General features: G+C 76.8%; 16 protein-coding genes and 3 tRNA genes. 9 read left to right on the forward strand and 10 right to left on the reverse strand.

Going from position 1 to position 14,753, the window contains the following annotated elements:
- Window positions 1-11: 11 nt before the first annotated feature.
- Window positions 12-893 (reverse strand): Rieske (2Fe-2S) protein, encoded by an 882-nt coding sequence (locus ACI78R_RS01440; RefSeq protein WP_073421119.1) that lies wholly within the window; start codon window positions 891-893, stop codon window positions 12-14.
- Window positions 890-1,333, reverse strand: a complete 444-nt coding sequence (locus ACI78R_RS01445) for a VanZ family protein (protein WP_457039408.1) — start codon at window positions 1,331-1,333, stop codon at window positions 890-892. The genes ACI78R_RS01440 and ACI78R_RS01445 overlap by 4 nt, the downstream gene beginning before the upstream one ends.
- 173 nt (window positions 1,334-1,506) lie before the next feature.
- Between ACI78R_RS01445 and ACI78R_RS01450 the strand changes: the two genes are divergently transcribed.
- The 4 genes from ACI78R_RS01450 to ACI78R_RS01465 all read left to right on the forward strand — a co-directional run bounded on the left by ACI78R_RS01450 (window position 1,507) and on the right by ACI78R_RS01465 (window position 4,641).
- On the forward strand, window positions 1,507-1,977 hold the full coding sequence (locus tag ACI78R_RS01450) for a GtrA family protein (RefSeq protein ID WP_457039409.1): 471 nt from the start codon (window positions 1,507-1,509) through the stop codon (window positions 1,975-1,977).
- 112 nt (window positions 1,978-2,089) lie between these two features.
- Window positions 2,090-2,692: an NAD(P)H:quinone oxidoreductase gene (gene wrbA, locus ACI78R_RS01455; RefSeq protein WP_073421115.1), complete on the forward strand. Its 603-nt coding sequence runs from the start codon at window positions 2,090-2,092 to the stop codon at window positions 2,690-2,692.
- A 68-nt stretch (window positions 2,693-2,760) separates the two neighbouring features.
- Window positions 2,761-4,287: a metallophosphoesterase family protein gene (locus tag ACI78R_RS01460; RefSeq protein ID WP_457039410.1), complete on the forward strand. Its 1,527-nt coding sequence runs from the start codon at window positions 2,761-2,763 to the stop codon at window positions 4,285-4,287.
- Window positions 4,288-4,311: 24 nt separating this feature from the next.
- Window positions 4,312-4,641 (forward strand): hypothetical protein, encoded by a 330-nt coding sequence (locus ACI78R_RS01465; protein WP_073421113.1) that lies wholly within the window; start codon window positions 4,312-4,314, stop codon window positions 4,639-4,641.
- Window positions 4,642-4,643: 2 nt separating this feature from the next.
- Here the strand turns inward: ACI78R_RS01465 and ACI78R_RS01470 are convergent, their stop codons facing one another.
- Window positions 4,644-5,324: an AMIN-like domain-containing (lipo)protein gene (locus ACI78R_RS01470; protein WP_457039411.1), complete on the reverse strand. Its 681-nt coding sequence runs from the start codon at window positions 5,322-5,324 to the stop codon at window positions 4,644-4,646.
- Window positions 5,325-5,446: 122 nt separating this feature from the next.
- On the opposite strand from ACI78R_RS01470, the gene ACI78R_RS01475 reads away from it, so the two are divergent.
- From ACI78R_RS01475 to ACI78R_RS01490, 4 genes are all read left to right on the forward strand, one after another.
- Window positions 5,447-5,519, forward strand: a tRNA-Glu gene (locus ACI78R_RS01475).
- 31 nt (window positions 5,520-5,550) lie between these two features.
- Window positions 5,551-5,624: transfer RNA gene (locus ACI78R_RS01480), tRNA-Asp, on the forward strand.
- Between the two features lie 26 nt (window positions 5,625-5,650).
- Window positions 5,651-5,724: transfer RNA gene (locus ACI78R_RS01485), tRNA-Phe, on the forward strand.
- A gap of 18 nt (window positions 5,725-5,742) precedes the next feature.
- Complete coding sequence (locus ACI78R_RS01490; RefSeq protein ID WP_457039412.1) at window positions 5,743-6,222, forward strand: GNAT family N-acetyltransferase; 480 nt, start codon at window positions 5,743-5,745, stop codon at window positions 6,220-6,222.
- On the opposite strand, the gene ACI78R_RS01495 is transcribed toward ACI78R_RS01490, so the two are convergent.
- Window positions 6,219-7,235, reverse strand: coding sequence for a glycosyltransferase (locus ACI78R_RS01495; protein ID WP_457039413.1), 1,017 nt, complete (start codon window positions 7,233-7,235; stop codon window positions 6,219-6,221). The genes ACI78R_RS01490 and ACI78R_RS01495 overlap by 4 nt on opposite strands.
- A 127-nt stretch (window positions 7,236-7,362) precedes the next feature.
- Entirely contained in the window at window positions 7,363-8,049 is a 687-nt protein-coding gene (locus ACI78R_RS01500) for a phosphodiesterase (RefSeq protein WP_454552826.1), read from the reverse strand.
- Window positions 8,050-8,189: 140 nt separating this feature from the next.
- Here ACI78R_RS01500 and ACI78R_RS01505 point away from each other — a divergent pair, with 140 nt between their 5' ends.
- Window positions 8,190-8,393 carry a hypothetical protein gene (locus ACI78R_RS01505; RefSeq protein ID WP_073421110.1) on the forward strand — a complete coding sequence of 68 codons (204 nt, stop codon included), beginning with the start codon at window positions 8,190-8,192 and terminating at the stop codon, window positions 8,391-8,393.
- Window positions 8,394-8,451: 58 nt separating this feature from the next.
- On the opposite strand, the gene ACI78R_RS01510 is transcribed toward ACI78R_RS01505, so the two are convergent.
- From ACI78R_RS01510 to ACI78R_RS01530, 5 genes are all read right to left on the reverse strand, one after another.
- Window positions 8,452-9,966, reverse strand: coding sequence for a class I adenylate-forming enzyme family protein (locus tag ACI78R_RS01510; protein ID WP_457039414.1), 1,515 nt, complete (start codon window positions 9,964-9,966; stop codon window positions 8,452-8,454).
- Between the two features lies 1 nt (window position 9,967).
- Window positions 9,968-10,954, reverse strand: coding sequence for a phosphotriesterase family protein (locus ACI78R_RS01515; RefSeq protein ID WP_336030980.1), 987 nt, complete (start codon window positions 10,952-10,954; stop codon window positions 9,968-9,970).
- An 86-nt stretch (window positions 10,955-11,040) separates the two neighbouring features.
- A complete protein-coding gene (gene mftG / locus ACI78R_RS01520; RefSeq protein ID WP_457039415.1) occupies window positions 11,041-12,564 on the reverse strand; it encodes a mycofactocin dehydrogenase MftG in 1,524 nt (507 codons plus the stop codon).
- Window positions 12,561-13,859, reverse strand: a complete 1,299-nt coding sequence (locus tag ACI78R_RS01525; protein WP_457039416.1) for a class I adenylate-forming enzyme family protein — start codon at window positions 13,857-13,859, stop codon at window positions 12,561-12,563. The genes mftG and ACI78R_RS01525 overlap by 4 nt, the downstream gene beginning before the upstream one ends.
- Complete coding sequence (locus ACI78R_RS01530) at window positions 13,856-14,722, reverse strand: MBL fold metallo-hydrolase (protein ID WP_457039417.1); 867 nt, start codon at window positions 14,720-14,722, stop codon at window positions 13,856-13,858. The genes ACI78R_RS01525 and ACI78R_RS01530 overlap by 4 nt, the downstream gene beginning before the upstream one ends.
- Between the last annotated feature and the right edge of the window lie 31 nt (window positions 14,723-14,753).

The following is a 14,753-nucleotide window of genomic DNA, read 5'->3' on the forward strand; positions in this document are numbered from 1 at the left end:
GCGCGGGACCCCTACTGGTGCCGCGCGGGCAGCCGGGCCATCACGTGCCCGGCCTCCATCCGCACGTCGAGCTTCTCCTGCGGGTTGGCCGCCGGCCCGCGCCGCGGCTCGCCGTTGTCCAGGTCGAACGCCGAGTCGTGCCACGGGCAGACCAGGCACGCGTGCCCGCGGACCTCCTCGACGCTGCCCTCGTACAGCGGCCCGGCGAGGTGCGAGCAGGCGCCGACGAAGACGTCGACCCGCCCGCCCCGCCGGACGGCGGCCAGCGGCGCGGTGACACCGCTGCCGGGCGCGGTGCGCAGCGCCGGGCGGCCCTCGGGCAGGTCGTCGAGCGGGCCGAGGTCGATCCAGTCGGAGGTGAGCGCGCGGGCCGCCGTCGCGGCGTGGGAGGCGCCGGAGGACTGCGCGTAGGACATGTGCCCGCCCACCGCCGCCGAGCCGGTGGCCAGGCCCAGCCCCGTGTAGGACAGCACCCGGCCGAGCGTGCCGCGCCCCTTCGCCCGGGCCACCAGCGAGCCCACGTAGAAGCCGAGCGCGACGGTGTTGGCCACCGCGTGCAGCGCGCCGAGCCGGCGGACGCCGACCTCCTGCTCCGACCAGTCGGCCGCACCGCTCATCGCGGCGGGCACCGACACGACGACGCCGGTGCCGATGAGCACGGTCGCGGCCGGCCGCAGCGGCGGGATGGCGTCGAGCAGGCCGGCCGACGCCCAGCTGCCCACCGGCACCTGCACCAGCACCGGGTGCAGCGGGTGGCCGAGCCACGTGCCGTGGAGGGCGTCCTTGAGCGCTCCGGGCTTGAGCACGGCCTGGACCGCCGAGCGGGCCGGCTCGATGACCTTGTCGAAGGTGCTCACGTCCGCGAGGCGGTCGAGGAAACCCATCAGGCTCATGGGCGGCTCCCTACCCCCGTCGGCCGGTCGGCAAGCCGGTCGGCGGCGGCCGTCAGGCCGGCGACCAGCAGGCCCGCGACGACGGCGCCCGTGGCGTTGAGCAGCGCGTCGACCGGCGACACGACCCGGCCGAGCGGCAGCGCCCACTGCAGCGTCTCGATCGCCGCGCCCGTGGTGAGCGCGGCGGCGACGAGCACCGCGGGCGAGCGCAGGACCGGCCACCGCAGGACGGCCACCACCGCGAGCGGCGCGAGCAGCAGCAGGTTGCCGAGCAGCTGCACCACGGTGGCGCGGGAGTCCAGGCCGGTCACGTACCAGCGCAGCTCGGCGGTGGGCGCGCCCCACTCCCAGCCCCCGCTGCCCGCGGGCAGCAGCGTCAGGGCGGCCACCGCGGCCAGCGCGACGACGGTGCCGGTGGTCAGGGCGGGTCGGGCGTCCATGCCACCCACGGTGACCGGCCTCCCTGGGAGGAGCCTGGACGCGCCCGGGGTGACGCGATCCACACCGTCACGGGGGAATGCCAGGGTCTAATCCGCTGGCTCCCAGGGAACTGTCAGGGGGAACCTGTGCACTACCCCTGCCACCCCGAGAGATCCCGGACCGAGGAGACGTCGTGACCTGCCCGTCGCTGCTGCACCGCCCCGTGGCGGTCGCCGACCTCGTCGGTGACGTCGCGGCCGGCGTGCGCTCCGACCGGTGGTTCGGCCAGTTCTCCCGGTTCGTCCTCGTCGGCGGGCTCTCCAGCGCCGTCTACGCGCTGCTCTACGTGCTGCTCAACGGCCTGGGCGACGTGCCCGCCAACGTCATCGGCTCGGCCATCTCGTCGGTCATGGCCAACGAGATGCACCGGCGGATCAGCTTCCACGCCGGTGAGCGCGTGGGCTTCCTGACCGCTCAGTGGGAGGGCGGCGCGCTCGCCGTCGCCGGGATGATCGCCACCAGCCTCGCGCTGAGCTGGTTCAACTCGGTCACCACCGACCCGTCGGTCGTCACCGAGTTCCTGGTCATCGCCCTGGTCACGGCCACCATCGGCACCCTGCGCTTCCTCGCGCTGCGCTGGGTGTTCCGCCCCCGTCCCGCCTGACGGCACCGGTTCGTCCCCGACCCGGCGTTTGACGCGCCGGCATCTGGGGGCACACTCGGAGACGGTGGTTGAACACGCAACCACCGTTCGAGACACGAGAGCCGAGGGAACCGTGGCGAAGATCGCCGTCATCTACTACTCGTCCACCGGGAACGTGCACCAGCTCGCCGCCGCGCTCGCCCAGGGCGCGGAGGAGGCCGGCGCCGAGGTCCGCCTGCGCCGCGTGCCGGAGCTCGCCCCCGAGGAGGCCATCAGCTCCAACCCGCTGTGGCGTGCCCACGTCGACGCCACCGCCGACCAGGTGGAGGAGGCCACGCCGGCCGACATGGAGTGGGCCGACGGCTACGCGCTGGGCAGCCCCACCCGCTTCGGCACGCCCGCCGCGCAGATGAAGCAGTTCATCGACCAGCTCGGTGGCCTGTGGTTCACCGGCAAGCTGGCGAACAAGGGCGCCACGGCGTTCACCAGCGCGCAGAACGTCCACGGCGGCAACGAGTCGACGATCCTGACGTTCTTCAACATCTTCTCGCACTTCGGCGCCGTCATCGTGCCGCCCGGCTACACCGACCCGCTGCTGTTCGAGGCCGGGGGCAACCCCTACGGCGTCTCGACGGCGTCCGGCGGCCAGTCGGCCACCGCGTCCGAGGCCGAGCTCACCGCCGCCCGCTACCAGGGCCGCCGCCTCGCCGAGATCACGGCGAAGCTCGTCGCCTGACCGCCCAGCCGTCCCGGTCCGCCCCCGCCGCGGGGCGGGCCGGGACGCCGCGCCTCTAGCCTCGACGGATGGACGAGCCGACGACGAGCCCGCCGCGGCCCTGGCGCCGCCGCGGACGCACCGCCGGCCGCTGGCTGCTGCGCGTCGCCGTGGCCACCGCCGGGGCGCTGCTCGGCATCCTGCTTCTGGGCCGCATCGACGCGCCGATCGGCCCCTTCGACGCCAGCCTCGCCCTCACGCCCACCGGCGGCGGCGCCACGGTCGAGGTGCCACCGCTGGGCAGCCTCGAGGTGGACGCCTACGACGGGCCGCTGGGCCTGGACGTGCAGCTGCGCCGCGTCGACGAGACCCGCATCCAGGCGCTGGTCAGCGACCCGGCGCGGGTCGACGGCCTGGTCGACCGCGTCAGCGCCGACCTGCAGGACGCCGTCACCCGGCTGGCCTGGACCACCGCGCTGGCCGGCGTCGGCGGGGCGGCGCTCGGCTCGCTCGTCGTCTACCGGCGGTGGCGGGAGCCGCTGGTCGCGGCCGGCGCCTCGGTGGTCCTGCTGGCCGGCACCGCCGGCCTGGGCGCGGCCACCTGGCGGCCCGAGGCCCTCTCCCAGCCCACCTACACCGGCCTGCTGGTCAACGCGACCAGCCTGATCGGCAGCGCCGAGGACATCGTCGCCCGCTTCAACGCCTACCGGGCCTCCCTCGAGGACCTGGTCACCAACGTCGGCACCCTCTACTCGACGCTGTCCGCACTGCCCGCGCCCGGCGGGCCCACCGACACCGTCGCCCTGCTGCACGTCTCCGACATCCACCTCAACCCGGCGGGGTTCGACCTGGTCGCGCAGGTGGCCGAGCAGTTCGACGTCGACGCCGTCCTCGACACCGGCGACATCACCGACTGGGGCAGCGAGCCGGAGAACCAGGCGATCGGCTCCATCGGCTCCCTCGGCGTGCCCTACGTCTACATCCGCGGCAACCACGACTCCGCGATCACCGCCGCGCTGGTCGCCTCGCAGCCGAACGCCACCGTGCTCGACGACTCCGCGACGACGGTCGCCGGGCTCACCGTCGTCGGCGCCCGCGACCCCCGCTTCACCCCCGACAAGGACGCAACCGGCGACACCGAGTCCCTCGAGCAGACCGGCGAGGACCTCGCCGAGCTCTCCGCGGAGCAGGACCCGCCGCCCGCCATCGCGATGGTGCACGACCCGGAGCAGGCCCCGCCGCTGGACGGCGTCGTCCCGGTGGTGCTCGCCGGGCACACCCACGAGCGGGAGGTCGAGACGCTCGACGAGGGGACGCTGCTCATGGTGCAGGGCTCCACGGGCGGCGCGGGCCTGCGCGGCCTGCAGGGCGAGAGCCCGACGCCGCTGACCTGCACGGTCCTCTACCTCGACCCCGACAGCGGGGCGCTGGTCGCCTACGACGACATCACCCTCGGCGGCCTCGGCGAGACCGAGGCGACCATCGCGCGCACCGTCGTCCCCGAGCCCGAGGAGCCGGCCCCGGAGGACGCCGACACGGACGGCGACACGGACGGCGGGGCCGACGGCGACACGGGCGACGGCACCGACGGCGCACCGGCCTCCCCGACCGGCTGACCGTCCCGCCCTACGCTCGCCGCCATGTCGACGACGTCGCGCACCCGCCTGTCCGCCGGCCTCCTCGCCGGGGCGATCGCCCTCGTCCCGCTGGCCGGCTGCTCGTTCACCTCCAACGGCTTCTCCTGCTCCGGCACCTCGTGCACGGTCACCCTGAACGGCGAGGGCAGCGAGGTGGACGTCCTCGGCACCACGGTGACCCTCGGCGGCGTGCAGGACGGCCGGGCCTCGATCACCGTCGGCGGCGCGAGCGTCTCCTGCGGGGCGGGTGAGTCCGTCGCCGCCGGGCCGCTGCAGCTGGAGTGCACCAGCGTGACCGGCGACGCCGTCGAGCTGCGCGCCAGCCTGAACTGAGCTCAGGCCGCGTCGGCGACCTCGACCACGACCCGCACCGGGTCCTGCAGCAGGTAGACGCGGAACGGCGCCTCCGCGCGGGCGCCGACGAACGCGACCGTCGTCCCCTCGTAGGTCGCGTCGAACACCACCTCGGTGACGTTGCCCGTCCCCTGCCCGGCCACCGGGCCGCCCGCGTACTCGTCGACCCCGGTGTCGTACGGGTAACCGGCGCCGGTCACGGTCACCTGGAGCACCGCACCGCCGGCCACCGCGACCGGTGCGCCGCTGCCCTGCGAGCTCGCGGCGTCCACCCACCGGACGTCCCACCCCGGCGTCCCGGCGCCGCCGGCCTCGAGGACGACCCGGTCGAAGCCGTCGTGCCGGCCGGTCCGGACGTCGGTGACGGTCACCTGCGCGCCCGCGGACGCCGCCGCGGTGTCGGGCGAGGCGTCCCCGGGGAACGCGGCGCCGCCGTCCCCACCGCCCCCGTCGCCGTCGTCCTCCGGCTCCTCCGCCGAGGGGGTCGCCGCCGGGGCCTGGCCGTCGCCCGCCGCCGGGGAGGTCGCGGGCGAGGGCGCGGGGGAGGACGCCGCCGACGACGTCGAGGGGGCGGCGGCCGGTTCCGCGCCGCCTCCGCAGCCGGCGACGAGGAGGGCCGCCGACAGGGCGGCGCACACGGGCAGGAGGGGACGACGGGTCACCCGGGGAGCGTCGCAGCGGAGGACCGGCTCCCCGCGCACCGGCGCGCCGACACCCCCGGACCGGGGTGGTGTCCGGGCCCCCGCGGGGGCCATGTATCGTTCTCCCTGCCCCCGGCGAACGAGCCCCCATCGTCTAGCGGTCCAGGACGCCGCCCTTTCAAGGCGGTAGCACGGGTTCGAACCCCGTTGGGGGCACGCACCACCGCAGTACCAGCACCACCAGCAAGGCCCTGTAGCGCAGTTGGTTAGCGCGCCGCCCTGTCACGGCGGAGGTCGCGGGTTCGAGTCCCGTCAGGGTCGCTTCCCCGGTGGAACGTCACCGGGAGGGGCAGGTAGCTCAGTCGGTACGAGCGCTCGCCTGAAAAGCGAGAGGTCGGCGGTTCGACCCCGCCCCTGCCCACACACACTCCCCCGGACGGTGCCGGTGGTCGTCGAGCGATCCGACCCGGCCGCCGATCCCCGCCTCGCCGTCCGCCTGCTCGAGGTGCAGCACGCCGCCTACGGCGTCGAGGCGCGGCTCCTCGGCGACGACCGCATCCCCGCCCTGCACGAGGACCTGCCCGCCCTGGTGGGCGCCGGGCTCGACTGGCTCGTCGCCCGCGACGGCGGCACCGTCCTCGGCGCACTGGGCCTGCGCGCCACCGGCGGGGAGGTCGACGTCGACCGGCTCGTCGTCGACCCCGCGCACGCGCGGCGCGGCACCGGGCGGGCCCTCGTGGCGGCCGTGCTGGCCGGCGCGGGCGGACGGCGGGTCACCGTCTCCACCGGCCGGGACAACACCCCGGCCCGGCGGCTCTACGCGCAGGCCGGCTTCCGGGAGACCGGCGAGCGCGAGGTGCTGCCGGGCCTGTGGGTGGTCGACGCGGAGTGGGTGGCCGGCGCGGCGCGGGAGCCCTAGACGCCGACGGCGCGGTCGGCGAGCACCTGCTCGTAGACCTGCTCGTGCACGGCGCGCACCGCCGCCAGCTGCCCTTCGCGCCACGCGCGGTCGGCCGGCCGGGGCATCGGCCGGGTCAGTGCCGCGCCGACCGCCGCGTTCAGCGACACCGGGTCGAAGCCGTGCTCCTCGTCGTTGCCGTAGACGACGACGTCGGACCACTGGTCGGCGAACCAGCCGCAGCTCGGGGCGACGACGCGGGTGCCGACGTCGCGGCAGACCTCCAGGTCCCGCGAGTGCGTGCCGCAGCGCTCGGGCAGGACGGCGACGTGCAGCTCCTGCAGCTGCCGCGCCCAGCGCGCCGGGTCGCGGACCACCACCTCGAGGCCCTCGGCGCGGGCGAGGTCCGCGGCGCCGGGCAGCTCCTGGCCCGGCTCGAGGAACACCCGCAGCCGCCCGCCGCCGGACACCGCGCCCGACAGCGCCGCGCGGACCATCGCCGCCGGGTCGGGCACGGCGGTGCCCGGGGTGCCCAGCGCGAGCCCGACCAGGCCGCGCTCCGCGCCGGTGTCGGGGTCCGCCGCGGCCACCGACGGGTGCGCGACGACGATCGCCGTCCGGCCGAAGCGGTCGGCGATCTCGTCGGCCGCGCCGGGGGTCAGCGTGAACACGACCTCCGCCGTCGCCAGCAGCGCGGCCAGGTGGGCGTCGTGCCGGTGCCGGGTGGGCTGCGCCGGGTCGCGCAGCTGGTGCACCGTGACGACCAGTGGCACCCCGGTGCGCCGCAGCGCCTCGGTCCAGCTCACGACCTCGTCCTCGGGCAGGTGCCCGTAGCCGGTGTGCACGTGCACGACGTCGACCCGGTGGGACCAGGCGGTCAGGTACGCCGGGTCCAGCCAGGGGCTGGGGTCGTGGTCGGGCCCCACCGGGACGGCCGTGTCCGGCAGCACCGCGGCGACGTAGGCGTCGCGGTGCGGCACCGTCGCGACGCGGACCCGCGCGCGCGAGGCGGACGGCGGCAGAGCGGGGATCACTCGGGCGGCACTCCTCCTGCGGTCGAGCACTGCGACGGCAGGGGCGGTGCTCCTCGATGAACTCCGTCGGTTCCGATACCCAGGATGGTGCCGCACAACCGTGTGCGACCTCACCCGGTGGGCCGCGTCACTCGTCAGGAGGACCGGTGCGCGCCTCCTGGGCGGCGGCGTACGCGGGCGCCCGGAAGCGGGCCATCGGCCCGTCGGCCAGCATGCCCGGCGGCGGGTTCCGGACGGCGTCGAAGCGCAGGTCCGGATCGACCTCGCCCACGGGCGCGGTGACCAGCAGCCGGCCGAAGGGCACCCAGTCCCCGCCGCCCCGCGCGGCCAGCAGCCGGAACGCCGTCCCCGGCGCCGCGGCGGCCACCGGCCCCGGGTCGGACGGCAGCGCGGCCGGGCCGTCCGGGACGGCGGCCAGCCGCACGGTGCCGGCGGCGCAGCGGTAGCCCATGAGCGAGGTGTAGGCGGCCGCGGCGTCGGCGCGCAGCACCGGCAGGTAGCGGGTCCGCCGGCCGCGGCCGGTGGTCGACAGCAGCAGGTCCACCGGCCGGTCGCCGTCGGGCAGCCGGACGGCGAGGCCCAGCAGGTCTGGTAGCGGGGCGGGCAGCCCGGCGCCGCGGGAGAACCGGACGACGGCGGGCTCGCGGGCCGGGCCGGCCAGCCAGGGCACGCCCCAGTCCGGGCCGCCGGACCGCTCCAGGACGGCGTCGAGCACGGCGCCGCGCGGGTGCATCGGCTTGCCGTGCCGCCGGCGCGCGAGCGCAGCCAGCGGCACCGCCACGAGCCGTCCGGCGAGGGCCAGTGCGTCTGCCACGGCGGCTCCCTACCCGGGCCCGCCGCGACGGAACGACACCGACCGCCGCGTCCCGGTGGGCAGGACCTGCCGGTGTCGGGCGGGATGTCCGTCGTTCCTTGCCCTGTGGTGCGGACCGGTCCGCTGCCTACCGTCGGGAGGTGCTCTCGACGCTCCTGGTCATCGGCGGGGTCCTCCTCGGGCTGGTCGCCCTGCTCGCCCTGATCGTCGGCCTGAGCGCCCGCCCCGCCCCCCGCACCGACCGCCGGCCCGCCGGCTGGGTCGCCGACGCGGGGCGCCCGCACCCCGACGCGTGGTCGCCGCTGACCAGCACGACCACCTCGGAGATCCCGCCGGTCCGCTGACCGGTCCCCCGACCCGGCGTCCCGGCGGCTGCGGCCAGCGCGCCGCCGGGACGACCCGTCACCCCCGCCGGCCGACCGGCTCCCACTCCGCCTCGGCGCGCAGCACCGGCTTGAGCACCTTGCCGCCGGGGTTGCGCGGCAGCACCGCCGAGCGCACGGACACGAACTGCGGCACCTTGAAGTCGGCCAGGTGCGCGCGGGCGTGGCCCAGGAAGGCCTCGACGTCGAACGCGGTGCCCGGGACCGGGACCACCACCGCGCCGACCTTCTCCCCCATCACCGGGTCGGGCACCCCGACGACGGCGACCTCGAAGACACCCGGCGCGGCCGCCAGCGCGTTCTCCACCTCCACGCAGTACACGTTCTCGCCGCCGCGGTTGATCATGTCCTTGGCGCGGTCGACGACGTAGGTGAAGCCGTCGTCGTCGATGCGGGCGAGGTCGCCGGAGTGCAGCCAGCCCTCGGTGAACGCCTCGGCGGTGGCCTCGGGCTTGTTCCAGTAGCCCTGCACCACGTTGGCTCCGCGGATGAGCAGCTCGCCGACACCGGTGGCGGGGTCGACACCCTCCAGCCGCAGGTCGACCACCGGCGCGGGGAAGCCCACCGAGTCCGCGTGGGTGCCGGCGTGCTCGTGCGGCAGGAACGTCGAGATCGACGAGGTCTCCGACAGCCCGAACCCGTTGCCCACCTGCGCCGAGGGGAACGCCTCCTTGATGCGGGCTACCAGCTCCGGGGCGATCGGCGCCCCGCCGTAGGTGGCGAACCGCACCCCGCTGACGTCGGTGTCCGCGAAGGCCGGCTGGTTGACCGCCAGCCAGAACACCGCGGGCACCGAGGTGACGACGGCGATCCGCTCCTCCGGGATGACCCGCAGGAACCGGCCCACCTCGAAGGCCGGCATCACCACCGCGGCCGCGCCGCTCTGCAGCGCCGGCAGCAGCTGGCTGTTGCAGCCGGTGACGTGGAACAGCGGCACGCTGACGAGGTTGCGCAGCGACGGGTCGTCGCGGCCGAGGCCCACCACCCGGCGGGCGTTCTCCGTGTTGGTCAGGAAGTTCTCGTGACTGGTCATCGCGCCCTTGGGGAAGCCGGTGGTCCCCGAGGTGTAGAAGATCGCCGCGAGGTCGGAGAGCGCCGACCCCTCCTCGGCGTACGGCTCGCCGTCGGGCAGCGGGGTGCCCGGCTCGAGCACCACGCGCGCGCCGCTGTCGTCGACGACGTACCGCGCCTCGGCGTCGGTGAAGCGGGTGTTCACCGGCACCGCCACGCCGCCGGCGAGGAGCGTGCCGACGAAGCCGAGCACCCAGTCCGCGCCGTTGCCCAGCCGGATGGCCACGCGGTCGCCCCGGCCGACGCCGGCCGCGCGCAGTCCTCCGGCCACCCGTGCCGCGCCGTCCCACAGCTCCCGGAAGGTGAGCCGCGGCCCGTCCACCTCGACGACGGCCTCGCCGCCGGGGTCCCGGTCGACCGAGGCCCGCAGCATCGCCACCACGGAGTCGGGCAGGTCGGTGTAGTGCTTGGTGCCGCCGGCGTCGCGCTCGACCCCCGACTCGTCGAAGGGGTGCAGTGTCATCTCAGTACGCCCCCACGTTCTCGAAGTACCGGCGCGGGACGTCGACCAGCATCGTGGTGATCTGCTCCTCGGTCACCCCGTGCTCGCGCAGGTAGGGGAGCACGTCCTCGTGGATGTGCGTGTAGTGCCACTGCGGCAGCAGGTCCATGACGCCGGGGGCCAGCCAGTCGATGTAGCAGGAGGCGTCCTGCGAGAGGACCATCTGGCCGGCGAAGCCGCGGCGGCACATCTCCACGACGATGTCGGCGCGCGCCTCGAACGTCGTGTCCAGGTTGATCCCGAAGCGGTCCATGCCGAGGACGAAGCCGGCCTCGGCCAGCTCGGTCAGGTGGTCGGCGTCGGTGGTGTCGCCGCTGTGGCCGAGCACCACCCTGCGCGGGTCCACGCCCTCGTCGTCGAACACCCGCTGGACCGCCAGGCCCTGCCGGCTCCCCGGGTGCGTGTGCACGGTGATCGGGGCGCCGGTGGCGCGGTGCGCCCCGGCCACGGCGCGCATGACCCGCTCCACCCCCGGGGTCAGGCCCTGGTGGTCGATGGCGCACTTGAGGAAGGCCGCCCGCACCCCCGTGCCCGCGATCCCGTCGCGGATGTCGCCGACGAACATGTCGACCATCGGGTCGGGCACCTTCGCGCCGACCGCCGCGTCGAGCGCCGGGCCGCGGTAGTGGAAGAAGAACGGGACGTCGTCGTAGGTGTAGCAGCCGGTGGCGACGACGATGTTGAGGTCCACCTGCTCGGCGATCCGCTGGATGCGCGGGATGTAGCGGCCGAGGCCGATCACGGTCGGGTCGACGATGGTGCGCACGCCGGTCCCGGCCAGCTTCCCCAGCTTCTGCACCGCGTCGGCGACGCGGTCGTCCTCGCTGCCCCACTCCTCGGGGTAGTTCTGCTGCACGTCGGCGTTCAGCACGAACACGTGCTCGTGCATGAGCGTCGGGCCGAGCTCGGCGGTGTCGACGGGGCCCTTGACGGTCTGGACCTGGGGCACGGGTGCTCCTCGCGCGATGGCGCCCGGCACCGGCGCCGGGCGAGCACCGGGACGTTAGCGGCGGTGTGACCCCGGTCGCACCGGGGTCAGGCCTGCCCCGTCAGGAGCTCGGCGGCCCGCTCGCCGACCATGACGGCGCTGGCGGCCGGCCCGCGGGTGGGCACCTCCGGGAGCACCGAGGTGTCCGCGACCCGCAGCCCCTCGACGCCGCGCACCCGCAGGTGCTGGTCGACGACGGCGCCGGGGTCGCCGTCCGGGCCCATCCGCGCGCCGCCGGTCAGGTGCACCGCGGTCGCCAGCGCGGCGCGGACCCAGCCGTCGAGGGCGTCGTCGTCGGCCAGGACGGCGTCGTCCGGGCCGGGGCGGGCCTCCACCAGCGGGGCGAGGGCCCGGCTGCGCAGCAGGGCGCCGGCCAGCCGCACCGCCTCGCGCAGCCGCCGCCGGTCGGCGGCCGTGGCGAGGTAGCGGTGCTCGATCCGCGGCGCGGCCGCCGGGTCGGCCGAGGCGAGCGCGAGCCGGCCGCGGCTCTCACCGCGGTAGAGGCCGGCGGCCAGCGACAGCGTGACGTCGTCCCCGCCGCCCCCGGGCACGACCCGGCCCCACGGCCGCAGCCAGGGCAGCACCTCCAGGTCGCCGGGCACCGGGGAGTCCGACGACGTCGCGTGCAGCACCGAGTGCAGGGGCAGCGGCCAGTCCTCCTCGGGCAGGCCGGCCACCGGCACCCAGGGCAGGTAGACGAGCGGGTGGTCGGACAGGCCGGCCCCCACGCCGGGCGCGTCGACGGCGACGCCGACCCCGGCGGCCCGCAGGTCCGCCGCCGGGCCGATGCCCGATCGCAGGAGCAGGTGCGGCGTGCCGACGGCGCCGGCCGCCAGCACCACCTCCGCGGCGCGGACCGCCCCGGCGTCGGTGTCGACGCCGACCGCGCGGCCCCGCTCGAGCAGCACCCGCCGCACCCGCACGCCGCCGCGCACGGTCAGCAGCGGCGACCCGCGGCGCGGCGAGAGGTAGGCCATGGCCGTGTTGACCCGCACGCCGCCGTCGACGGTGAAGGGCACCGGGCCGTACCCGGGCGGGCCACCGGCGTTCTTGTCCGGCTCCGACGGCACGCCGAGCTCGGCCGCCGCGGCGGCGAGGGCGTCGGCGAGCGGGCCGCCGCCGGCCGGCCGGGTGACCGGAAGCGGCCCGCCGGAGCCGTGCCCGGGCCGGTCGCCGTACTGCCGGTCGTCCTCCAGGCGGCACCAGGCCGGCAGGCAGGCCGCCAGGCTCCACAGGTCGTTGCCCGCGGCGGCCCAGCCGGCGTGGTCGGCGGGGGTGGCGCGGACGAAGTAGCCGCCGTTGACGGCGCTGGACCCGCCCACCCCGCGCCCGCGCGGCAGCGGCGCCCGCCTGCCCGGCACGAGCTCGGTCGTGAACGACCAGTTGGCCGGGTGCCCCGGCACCGTGGCGCCGAGGGTGGCGGCGTCGCGCAGCTCGGGCGGGAAGTCGGCCGGGCGCGGGTGGTCGGCGCCGGCCTCCAGCAGCAGCACCCGGCGGCCGGCGTCGGCCAGGCGGGCGGCCAGGGCGCAGCCGGAGGAGCCCGCGCCCACCACCACGACGTCCCAGCTCACAGGCCGAGGGCCTCCGGCAGGTCCAGCCGGCGCACCTTCCCGGTGGACGTGCGCGGCAGCTCGCCCACCGGGTGCAGGCTCTTGGGCCGCTTGGCCGGCGCCAGCCGCTCGCGGGCCCACGCGCCGAGCTCGGCGGGGTCGGCGGTGCCCACGTAGGCGGCGACCACCCGCTGGCCCCAGTCCTCGTCGGGGACGCCGACCACGGCGCTCTCGACGACGTCCGGGTGGGCGTCGAGGACAGCCTCGACCTCCGCCGGGTAGACGTTGACGCCGCCGGAGATGACCAGGTCCTCGCGGCGGCCGTCGAGCCAGACGGTGCCGTCGGCGTCGACCCGGCCGAGGTCGCCGACGGTCACCCGGTCGCCGCGCCAGGCGGCGGCGGTCTTGTCCGGCGCCCGCCAGTACTCGAAGCGGGCCCACCGCGGCACCGCGCACCACAGCTGGCCGCGCTCGTCGGTCTCCAGGCGCCGGCCCGGCCGGGCCCGCCCGACGCTGCCGGGGTGCGCCAGCCAGTCCCCGGGCGCGCACACGGTGAACTGGGCCTCGGTGGAGCCGTAGAACTCCCAGACGCTGCCCGCCGGCAGCGCGTCGAGGACCGCCCGCTTGAGCGGCTCCGGGCAGGGGGCGCCGGCGTGCACGAGCCGGCGGAAGGAGGACCAGTCGACGTCGTCGCGCGCCACGAGCCGGCGCAGGTGCGTGGGGACGCAGAAGGTCGTCGTCGGGGCGAGCGCGGTGATCGCCGCGGCGGCCCGGGCGGCGTCGAACGGGCCGGGCAGCAGCACCTCGCCGCCGGCCAGCAGGGTGTGCACCGCGAAGCGCAGCGGCGCGGAGTGGTGCAGCGGGGAGAGCACCAGGTGGCGGTCGCCGGCGGTGAAGCCCCAGAGGTCGATCTCCTCGGCGGCCAGGGCACGGGCGTCGTCCTCGGCGAGGACGCCGGACCACACGCCCTTGCGCCGGCCGGTGGTGCCCGACGTGTAGTGCATGGGCCGGGCGAGGGGCACGTCGGCGAGGTCGGCCTCGTCGTCGCCGAGCAGCCGCTCCGGCGCGCCGGCCACGTCGAGCGCGCAGTCGGCGTCGGCGGCCAGCGCCGCGCGCTCGGCGGCGGGCAGCGCCGGGTCGAGCACCACGGGCACGACCCCGCTGCGCAGGGCCCCGAGGACGACGGCGAGCAGCGCCGGGGAGGCCGCCGCGGACACCAGCAGCCGGTCGCCGGGGCGCAGGCCGGCCGAGCGCAGCGCCGCCGCGGCCCGGCGCTGGTCGCGCTCGCCGTCGGCGGCCCGCACGACGGCGGTCACGGCAGGCGCACCCGGTCGCCGTCGACGACCACGTGCCCCTCGGCGTCGAGCTTGGCCAGCGTCGCCCGGGTCGACTGCGCGGCCGCCGGCCACAGCGCCCGCGGCACCTCGGCGTAGACGTCGGCCACCAGCGCGTCGACCGTCCCGGCGCCGCGGACCAGCGCGGCGAGCAGCTGCGACTCGCGGAAGGCGCGGTGGGCCAGGTAGAAGTCCAGGACGGCGCCCGGGTCCTCGGTGAGCTCCGGGCCGTGCCCGCAGTACAGCGCGCTGGGGCCCAGGTCGTGCACCCGGCGCAGCGACTCCAGGTAGGCGACGACGTCGCCCTCGGGGTGGGTGACCACCGACGTGCCGCGGCCGAGCACGTGGTCGCCGACCAGCACCGCGCCGGACTCCAGCCGGAACGCCAGGTGGTCGGCGGTGTGCCCCGGGGTGCCGACGACGCCGATCGCGGTGCCGGCCAGCGCCAGGCGCTCCCCCGGCTCGAGGACCCGGCCGCGCGGGCCGGCCACCGCGGCGTCGGCGGCGGCCACCTGCGCGCCGAACCGGTCGCCCCACGGCAGCGCGGCCTCGGCGTGGTCGCCGTGGTGGTGGGTGACCAGGACGGCGACGCAGCGGGCGTCGCGGGCGGCCAGCGCCTCCTCGACGGCGGCCAGGTGCGCCGGGTCGTCCGGGCCCGGGTCGACCAGCACCGCCTGCCCGCTGCCCGGCGCGCCCACGACGTAGGTGTTCGTGCCGTCGAGGGTCATGCCCGACGCGTTGGGCGCCAGCACGCGGGTGACCAGCGGCTCGAGGTCGGCCGTCCGCGGCATGGCGCCGGGGGCGGGGAGGTCCCATGTGACACGGGGGTCTGCCGGGGCGCGCACGCCCGGCACGCTAGCCGCAGCGCCCGCGACG

Source organism: Geodermatophilus sp. SYSU D01106, from assembly GCF_054049995.1.